This window comes from Alloalcanivorax xenomutans (assembly GCF_900217905.1).
Lineage (GTDB): Bacteria > Pseudomonadota > Gammaproteobacteria > Pseudomonadales > Alcanivoracaceae > Alloalcanivorax > Alloalcanivorax xenomutans.
Genome location: NZ_OBMO01000025.1, coordinates 53169 through 62878 on the forward strand (window position 1 = coordinate 53169; position 9710 = coordinate 62878).

6 protein-coding genes are annotated in these 9710 nt (G+C 64.2%); 1 reads left to right on the forward strand and 5 read right to left on the reverse strand.

Annotated features, from left to right (window positions below; translation table 11 throughout):
• Window positions 1-68: 68 nt before the first annotated feature.
• The 5 genes from mazG to cysM form a co-directional block, all read right to left on the reverse strand.
• Window positions 69-863 carry a nucleoside triphosphate pyrophosphohydrolase gene (gene mazG / locus CRO06_RS17640; RefSeq protein WP_022996743.1) on the reverse strand — a complete coding sequence of 265 codons (795 nt, stop codon included), beginning with the start codon at window positions 861-863 and terminating at the stop codon, window positions 69-71.
• A 43-nt stretch (window positions 864-906) separates the two neighbouring features.
• The gene (gene relA / locus CRO06_RS17645; RefSeq protein ID WP_022996742.1) at window positions 907-3144 is read right to left on the reverse strand and encodes a GTP diphosphokinase; all 2238 of its coding nucleotides are present in this window, start codon (window positions 3142-3144) and stop codon (window positions 907-909) included.
• A 238-nt stretch (window positions 3145-3382) separates the two neighbouring features.
• A complete protein-coding gene (gene rlmD, locus CRO06_RS17650; protein ID WP_022996741.1) occupies window positions 3383-4729 on the reverse strand; it encodes a 23S rRNA (uracil(1939)-C(5))-methyltransferase RlmD in 1347 nt (448 codons plus the stop codon).
• Between the two features lie 201 nt (window positions 4730-4930).
• A complete protein-coding gene (locus CRO06_RS17655; protein WP_026948964.1) occupies window positions 4931-5710 on the reverse strand; it encodes a 3'-5' exonuclease in 780 nt (259 codons plus the stop codon).
• 7 nt (window positions 5711-5717) lie between these two features.
• Window positions 5718-6617, reverse strand: a complete 900-nt coding sequence (gene cysM / locus CRO06_RS17660) for a cysteine synthase CysM (protein WP_097059021.1) — start codon at window positions 6615-6617, stop codon at window positions 5718-5720.
• A 128-nt stretch (window positions 6618-6745) separates the two neighbouring features.
• Between cysM and CRO06_RS17665 the strand changes: the two genes are divergently transcribed.
• The gene (locus tag CRO06_RS17665; protein WP_026948966.1) at window positions 6746-9466 is read left to right on the forward strand and encodes a response regulator; all 2721 of its coding nucleotides are present in this window, start codon (window positions 6746-6748) and stop codon (window positions 9464-9466) included.
• Window positions 9467-9710: the final 244 nt, after the last annotated feature.

The following is a 9710-nucleotide window of genomic DNA, read 5'->3' on the forward strand; positions in this document are numbered from 1 at the left end:
CGCGAGGCGGGACGTGACAGGCAGATGACGAAGCCCCCGAGACGCCGTCATCAGCGGCGTCGGGGGAATTACTCCTGGTCCTTGGCGTGACGCCAGAGTTGTTCCAATTGTTCCGTATTCAGCCCGGCCAGGGGTGACGAGCTGACGGTTTCCATGTGACGGAAGCGGCGTTCGAACTTGGCGTTGGCACGACGCAGCGCCTGTTCTGGATCCAGTTTCAAATGGCGGGCCAGGTTGATCAGGGAAAACAGCACATCACCGAACTCGTCTTCCACGGCATCGATATTGTCGCCATCCAGAGCCTGATCCAGCTCCGCCCACTCCGCTTCCACCTGCGCCCGCACCGGCGCCGGCCCGGGCCAGTCAAACCCCACCTTAGCCGCTTTCTTTTGCAGTTTGGTGGCACGTTGCAAGGCCGGCAGCCCTTCCGGTACACCATCGAGCGCACTGCCATGCTCACGCCCCTTGGCCCGCCGCTCCTCGGCTTTGATCGCCTCCCAGTTGGCGTTCACCGCCTGCTCGTCAGCGGCCGGGTCGGCGCCAAACACGTGGGGATGGCGGCGGATCATTTTTTCGCTGAGGGTTCGCGTCACCTGCTCGAAGTCGAACAACTCCGCTTCCCGGGCCATCTGTGAGTGAAACACCACCTGCAACAACAGATCACCCAGTTCTTCCTTGAGCTCGCCATAATCCCGGCGGGCGATGGCCTCGGCCACCTCGAACGCTTCCTCGATGGTATAAGGCGCGATGGTGTCGAAGTTCTGCTTCAGATCCCAGGGACAGCCGCCCTCCGGATCCCGCAAACGCGCCATGATGTCGAGCAGTTGCGCGATGGCACTGGTCGCGTTGTTGTCCGTGCTCAAGAAAACCTCCTGGTGAAATATCGCGGGTAGGCAACACGCCGATTCACTTCTTATAGCGCCGCACTTCCAGCACCCCTTTGAGCTGGTCCAGCTTGGCCAGCACCTTGCCCAGGTTGCCCAGCGAGGAGATCTCCAGGGTCAGCAGCATGGTGGCGGTGTTGTCCTCGGTGTGGGATTGGGTATGCACGGCGGTGACATTGACCTTCTCGTTGGAGAGCACCGCGATCACATCGCGCAGCAGACCCTGACGATCCCAGGCGCGCAGGAACACATCCACCGGATAGAAGATGCGATCCGCCTCGCCCCAGCTCACCTCGATCACCCGGTTCGGGTCCTCGCCCTGCATCGCCAGCAGGTTCGGACAGTCCGCCCGGTGCACGGTGACACCGCGGCCCTGGGTGATAAAGCCCATCACCGGATCGCCCGGCACCGGCTGGCAGCACTTGGCCATCTGCGTGAGCAGGTTACCCACCCCGTGGATGGTGATATCACCGGATTCCGAGGCCCGCGAGCGCGCCGGCACGAACGCCAGTTCCTGTTGCGGATTATCCGGCGACAGCGCCTGCGCCTGATTGACCACATGCCCCGGGCGCAGGTCACCAGCACCCAGCGAGGCCAGCACGTCGTCACCGCTTTTCAGGTTGAGCTGCGGCGCCAGCAGGTCCAGGTCGATGCGATCCAGAGCCAACCGGGACATTTCCCGCTCCAGCATCGCCTTGCCCTGGGCGATGTGCACATCGCGGTCCTGGCGCTTGAACCACTGCTGGATGCGGGCCCGGGTGGAGGAAGCGGCCACATAGCCCAGTGACGGCGTCAGCCAGTCACGGCTGGGCCCGCCTTCCTTGGCCGTGAGGATTTCCACCTGCTCGCCGGTGTTCAGGGTGTAATTGAGCGGCACGATGTGACCGTTGACCTTGGCGCCCCGGCAACGGTGCCCCACCTCGGTGTGGATGTGGTAGGCAAAGTCCACCGGGGTGGCGCCGGCTTCCAGATCGACCACGTGGCCATCCGGGGTGAACACATAGACCCGTTCGCTGGTCAGGCCGTGCTTGAGCTCGTCGACCACGCTCTTGGCGTTGTCACCCAGTTCTTCCTGCCATTCCAGCACCTGGCGCAACCAGGCGATGCGGTGCTCATAGTCGCTCTGCCCGCGGCGCGCCTTGGAGCCTTCCTTGTAGCGCCAGTGAGCGCACACGCCGAGCTCCGCTTCCTCGTGCATGTCGAAGGTGCGGATCTGCACTTCCAGCATCTTGCGTTCCGGGCCGACCACCGCGGTATGCAGACTCTGGTAGCCGTTGTCCTTGGGGCTGGCGATGTAATCGTCGAACTCCTTGGGCACGTGCTTCCACAGTGAATGCGCCACGCCCAGCGCGGCGTAGCAGTCCCGCACCTCCGGCACCAGTACGCGAACGGCGCGAACGTCATAGACCTCGCCGAACTCCAGGTGCTTCTTCTGCATTTTGCGCCAGATGCTGTAGATGTGCTTGGCCCGGCCATACACCTGGGCGCCACGGATACCGCTGCGCTCCAGATGACCGCGCAGATCCTCGATCACTTTTTCGATGTAGTGCTCGCGGTCGAGCCGCTTCTCGTCCAGCAGCTTGGCGATCTTCTTGTAGGCCCCCGGTTGCAGGTAGCGGAAGGACAGGTCCTCCAGCTCCCATTTCAGATGACCGACGCCGAGACGGTGGGCCAGCGGCGCGTAGATATCGAAAATCTCCTGGGCCACCTTGCGCTGGCGCTCCGGCTCCGATTCCTTCACCGCGCGGATGATGACGGTCCGCTCCGCCAGCTTGACCAGCGCCACGCGCACGTCATCCACCAGCGCCACCAGCATCTTGCGCACATTGTCGAGCTGGCCGTCCTGCTGCCCGAGCACCGCCTTGCGGGTGGGGTTGAGCACGGTGCTGATGGCGGCCATGCGCAGCACGCCCTCGATCAGCCGCGCCACCCGCTCACCGAATTCCTTGTCCACCTCCAGCAGCGACATCTGCCCTTCGCGAACCGCCCGGTACAGCACCGCCGCCGGCAGGGTTTCGGTATCGGCACCGAGGTCGGCGAGGATATCCGCCATTTCCAGACCGATGGTCAGGCAGCCCTTGCCGTAGGGCCATTTGGCGCCGGCCGCGTTGCCGGCCAGTTCGCATTGTTCGGCCCGGGCGCAGGCCTGCGCCAGGGTTTCCGCGTCGCGCACCACGGTGCGCTTCTGTAACTGCTCAAGCCATGCCTGCCAGTCATGACTCGGGGTTTCCAGGGGTTGCTGCCGCCGTACGGTGACCATGGAATACCTCCGTGATGTCTTGGCGCCAAATCACCACCGCTGACCGCCCCGATAACGCGCATCGGAGGGGCACGCTGACGACCGCGCATTCTTGCGGACGGACCAGCCCTGGCCGTCCCGTTATCAATCCGCTGACCCGACCGCCCTGACCGGCCATCGGGCCCTCGCCCGGCAAACCCGCACTCTGTGCCGATTTGCACTCAATCGGTTCATCGCCGCCGGCCCGGCCGGCGCGCCATCAATCGCGGTCGAACACCGCGATCGACTCGACGTGGGCGGTATGGGGGAACATATCCATCACACCCGCCGCTTTAAGACGGTAACCCCGGCTCACCAGTTCCCCGGCATCGCGCGCCAGGGTCGCCGGGTTACAAGATACATACACCAGACGGCGCGCACCGAATTGGGGCATAAGCCGCACCATTTCAAGCGCCCCGCTCCGTGGCGGGTCAAGCAACACCCGATCATACCGCCGTTGCGCCCAGGATTGCCCCTGTGGCGGCTGGAACAGGTCCCAGGCGTGAAACTCCAGGTTGTCCAGGCCATTGCGGCGGGCGTTCTCGTAACCGCGCCGAACCATCGCCTCGCTACCTTCCACGCCGACCACACGGGCGGCGCGACGGGCCGCCGGCACGGTGAAGTTGCCCAGGCCGCAAAACAGGTCCAGCACCTGGTGATCCGGGGCGATCTCCAGCAAATCCAATGCCAAGGGCACCATTTGCCGGTTTATATCGCTGTTGACCTGGGTGAAATCGGTGGGGTGGAAAGCCAGTTCCACATCCGCCTGTGGGTAACGCGGGTCCGCATGACGATAGTAAAGACGCTCTTCCCCTTGTTCCGGCCATACCCGGTGCACGGTGGATTCGTTGCCCGGCTGCAGGTACAAATGAAACTCGCTCTGCTGGCAGAACGTCAGCAGCCGCTGCTGGTCGGCCTCGCTGAGCGGGTCCATGTGGCGCACGATCAGGGCCACCGGGCCATCGCCACGGGCCACTTCGATCTGCGGAATACGGCCGCGCCCCTCGAGGCCATCGATCAGGGCGCGGAAGTCCATGAAGCGATGCCCCACTTCCGGTATCAGCACTTCACACTGACGCAGATCGGCGATGAAGCTGTTGCGCTTCTCGCGGAACCCCACCAGCGTCTCGCCACGCCCCTCCACGTATTTCACGCCCATGCGCGCCTTGGCGCGATAGCCGGTGACCGGCCCGGTGAGCGGATCGAGCCAGCGCTCCGGAGCCAGGCCGCCGAAATGGGCCAGCTGCTCCTCCAGCACCGCCTGCTTGCGCGCGATCTGCCGTTCCGGCGCCACGTGCTGCAGGCTGCAGCCGCCGCACAGGCCGGCATGCTCGCAGGGCGGCGTGACCCGGTCCGGCGACGGCGACAGGATCTCCACCGCCCGGCCCTCGTCGAACTTGCGCCGCCGGTAGGTGAATTTGAACATCACTTCCTCGCCGGGCAGGGCGTTGTCGATGAAGGTGGTTTTGCCGTCCAGGCGGGCGATCCCACGGCCATCGTGGCTGAGGGATTCAATGGTGGCGGCCACCGGTGTTTCCGGCAGTTTTTTCTTGCGACGTGGGGCCATAATCCAAATCTAAGTTGACAGTTAATAGTGGACAGTTAACAGCGAAAGACGAAAGACAAGGAGGGTGATCTTCAGCCACCGTGGGAGCTTGCCTGCAAGCGAATGGGGTTCGCTCGGGCGTTTAGCGATATTCGCTTGCAGGCAAGCTCCCACAGCGGCTGAAGATCCGGCTGTTTTTTTCTCTCTGTCAACTGTCCACTATCAACCGTCAACGGATTCCCACTGCTCCAGGAATGCCAGAAAGTGCGGGTGGCCTTCCTGGCGGAGGTAATCGCGCAACAGGGTCAGTTCCTGTTCGTAGCCGGTGGCGTCGATCTCGCCGCGCATCAACTGGAAGCGCAGGAACACCAGCCAGGTGTTGAGCACATCGGTCTCGCAGTAATCGCGGATGCCCTTGATGTCGCCTTCCTGGAAAGCATCGAACACCTTGGCGCCGCTCATGCCCATCTTGCCGGGGAAACCGAGCAGCGAGGCGATCTGATCCAGCGGCGCCACCGCGCGGCCGTTGAACATGGCCAGTTGATCCATCACGTCCAGATGGCGCTGGTGATAGCGGCTGATGTAGTTGTTGAAGCGGAAGCTGGTGTCCTCGCCGCCGGTTTCCCAGAACCGCCGCGCCACCACGCCATGTTTGAGCGCGCGGTAGTTGAGCACCGGCAGATCAAAACCACCGCCGTTCCAGCTGACCAGCTGCGGCGTGAACCGTTCGATGCCGTCGTAAAAGCGCTCGATCAGCTCCTTTTCGCTGCTGTCCTCGTCCCCCAGGGACCAGACCTTGATGCCCTGGGCGGAACGCAGCACCACCGAGATCGCCACGATCCGATGCAGGTGCAGACGCAGGAACTCAGTGCCGTTTTCCTGGCGGCGCAGATTGAACAGCGCGCTGGCGGTGTCCTTGTCGTTGAGCCCATCCAGATCGTAGAGACGGCGGCCGCCTTCCAGATCCGGAATGGTCTCGATGTCGAAAACCAGAACGTTCATGCGGTGCCTACTCCTGACCGGCCGAGAACACGCCGGTGGACAGGTAGCGATCGCCACGATCGCAAATGATCGCCACGATCACCCCATTCTCCAGTTGTTCGGAAAGCTGCAGGGCACCCGCCACCGCGCCACCGGAGGAGACCCCGCAGAAGATGCCCTCTTCCCGGGCCAGACGGCGCATGGTGTCCTCGGCCCGTTCCTGGGTCATGTCGATCACCTGGTCCACCCGCGCGTCATCGTAGATGCTCGGCAGGTATTCCTTGGGCCAGCGGCGGATACCGGGAATCGAGGCGCCGTCGGTGGGCTGCAGGCCAACGATCTGGATCGCCGGGTTCTGCTCCTTCAGATACATGCTGCAACCCATGATGGTGCCGGTGGTGCCCATGGAACTGACGAAATGGGTGATGCCGCCGGCGGTGTCGCGCCAGATTTCCGGCCCGGTGGATTCATAATGCGCCAGCGGGTTGTCGGGATTGGCGAACTGATCCAGCACCTTGCCTTCGCCGCGCGCCTGCATCGCCTGGGCCAGATCCCGCGCCCCTTCCATGCCCTCCTCGGCGCTCACCGAGATCAACTCGGCGCCGTAGGCGGCCATGGCGTCGCGCCGCTCCTGGCTCTGATTGGCCGGCATGATCAGCTTCATCTTGTAGCCGCGCATGGCCGCCGCCATCGCCAGGGCAATACCGGTGTTACCGCTGGTGGCCTCGATCAGCGTGTCACCGGGCTGGATCTCGCCGCGCTCCTCCGCCTTGCGGATCATGTTGAGCGCCGGGCGATCCTTCACCGAACCGGCGGGATTATTGCCTTCCAGCTTCACCAGAATGGTGTTCGTCGTGTTCCCCGGCAGGCGCCGCAGCCGCACCAGCGGCGTATTGCCGACCGTGGATTCAATGGTTTTGTAGTTCATGGGCGGCATTGTAGCCCAAGCCCGATGGCGGGCCCATAGCTTCACACCGGACACGGTGAGCACCCCGCCACTGGCAGCCACCGCAAACTCCGGCATAATGACCGCCACCGAATAGCAATAAGGCAAGCATGGCCCGATCCAGTCTGCGCACCCGCATCATGGCGATGACCGCCCTGCCCGCTCTGTTGGCGGCGCTGGTGGTCGGCGGCTATGCGCTGATCAATCGCATTCTGGAACTGCGCGTGGACGATGCGCTGCGCCAGCAATTGATCATCGACAGCTATGCCGCCCGGCTGGCCGCCCTGGAAGGGATGCCGGACACCTCGCGCGACCAGTTGCTGCGCGAGTTGCTGGAACAACCGGACGTCCGCGCCGCCAGTCTGGCCGACCACCGGGCGGGCTGGCATTTGCACGCGGGGCCGCGGCTGCGGCCGGTGGAACGCAGCGAAACCAACGAGGTGGGCGGTGCCCGGCTGCTCACCGACTCCAGTTGGCAGCTGGTCCGCCCCCTGCCGGGCCGCCCCAATCAGCTGCTGACGGTGGAGTTTTCCCGCCAGGGCCAGTACGTGGAAATCCTCGAATCCATGCTCACCATGTTCGGCGTGGTGATGCTGCTGATGGCACTGGCGCTGATTCCCGCCTCGCGGCTGGCGGCCCAGGTCACCCTGCCCATCGGTGGCCTGCTGGATACCGTGCGCCGGGTCCGCGACGGCGATCTCAGCCCGCCGCCAAAGACCGGCGCCCTGGGCGAGCTGGCCGATCTGGAGGACGGCCTGCGCAATATGGTGGGCGCCCTGGACGATGCCCAGGCGGAGCTGCAGAAAAACGTGGATCAGGCCACCCAGGATCTGCGCGAGACCCTGGAAACCATCGAAATCCAGAACATCGAACTGGACATGGCGCGCAAGGAAGCGCTCAAGGCCAGTCAGATCAAGTCCGAGTTCCTGGCCAACATGAGCCATGAGATTCGCACGCCGCTGAACGGCATCATCGGCTTCACCCGGCTGCTGGAACGCTCGGATCTGTCGCCCCGCCAGCAGGATTATCTGAACACCATCCGCAAGAGCGCCGAGGCGTTGCTGTCGATCATCAACGACATCCTCGACTTCTCCAAGATCGAGGCCGGGCGCCTGTCGCTGGAACACATTCCCCTCAACCTGCACGACATCATCGAGGACGTGCAGACCATGCTGGCGCCGCTGGCCCAGGAGAAAGGCCTGGAACAGGCGGCGATCATCTATTCCGATCTGCCCTCCCATCTGCTCGGCGATCCGCTGCGCATCCGCCAGGTGCTCACCAACCTGGTCAGCAACGCGATCAAATTCACCGAGCACGGTTCGGTGGTGGTACGGGCCATGCTGGAGGAGCAGAAAGGCGCCGAGGCGGTGGTCAAGATCACCGTCACCGACACCGGCAACGGGCTCAGCGAGGACGTGCAGCGCGGCCTGTTCAACGCCTTCACCCAGGCCGACCAGAGCGCCAGCCGCCGGGCCGGCGGCACCGGGCTGGGGCTGGCCATCTCCAAGCGTCTGGTGGAAGGCATGGGCGGCGAGATCGGCATCGACAGCACCCCCAGCCAGGGCTCCACCTTCTGGTTCACGCTGCGCTGTGAGCGCGATGTGGGCACCCGCCCGGAATCGCCGCCGGCGGAGCTGGCGCGGCTGTCGGTAACTCTGGTGGAAGCCAGCGAGTACGCCCGCCTGGGCCTGTACCATATGTTTTCCGGCTGGCGCATGCGGATCAGCGAAATCCAGGGCCTGGACGTGCTGGATTCACACTTGGCGGCGGAGAATCTGCCGCAAACCGATTTCTATGTGGTCGGCGTGCCGGCCATGACCCGGGACCCGGTGGGCCTGGCGCCGCTGATCCAGCGGCTGGCGCGGCACAGTCAGGCACCGGTGCTGGTGCTGGCCAACAACGGCGACTATCTGGCGGACGAACTGGCCGACCAGCCCCGTTGCCGGGTGCTGGGCAAACCCGCCACCCGCCGCCGCCTGCGCGACGCCCTGCTGGAATTGAGCGGCCTGGGCGGCGACCGCGCCCGCCACCAGGAATTGCTGACGCCCCTGGGCTGCCATCCGCGCGTGCTGGTGGTGGACGATCATCCCGGCAACCTCAAACTGGCGCGCATTTTTCTCGAGGAACTGGGCGCCCAGGTGGTGCCCTGCGCCGGTGGCCAGGAGGCCCTGGACGCGTTCAGCCAGGGCACCTTCGACCTGATTTTCATGGACGTGCACATGCCCGGCATGGACGGTCTGGAAACCACCCTGGCCCTGCGTGAGCGGGAAGGCGAAAGCCAGCGCACCCCGATCATCGCGCTCACCGCCCACGCCCTGGAAAACGAAAAGCGCGCCCTGCTGGCCGCCGGCATGGACGACTACCTGAGCAAACCGATCACCGAGGAGCAGTTGCGCCATACTCTGGAGCGCTGGGTTCTTGGTCAGCAAAGCAGCGCACCCGCGCAGCCGGAAAACAAGACCGCTGACATCGACATCGAGCCGGACACCCCGGTGGTGGATCCGGAACTGGGCCGCAAACGCGCCGGCGGCCGCGACGCCCTGGCCCGGGACATGTTCGAGATGCTGCTCAACAATCTGGAACAGGACGGCCCCGGCATCCGTGACCTGGCGCAAAGCGGCGACCAGGAAGAGCTGCTGGAACGGGTCCACCGCCTCCACGGCGCCACCCGCTACTGCGGCACCCCGCGCCTGGAACAAGCCGCCCGCCGCCTCGAGGAAGGCCTCAAGGGCCACCAGCCGGACGCGCAGCTGAATACCTTGGTGGGGCAGTTATTGGCGGAGATTGAGCAAGTGCAAGAACATGGAAAGGCAGTGAATAGTGAACAGTGAACAGCGAAAAGCCAAAGGCCTTGCGACTCTGCAAAGATTGATTGCGTATCGGCAATCTGGTGCTACTGGTTACTTTTTTTCAAGACAACGAGGCCACTCCTGGACTTTGGACTCGGCCTCGTTACGACCCGGCGGCTCCTTCCTCTTCCTGGAGTGGCCCCAAAAAAGTAGACACCTTCATTGACGAGGAAGGTGTATGCAATTTCGCAGCAAGCGTCGGTTTAGTGACGCGTTCAAACGCGAG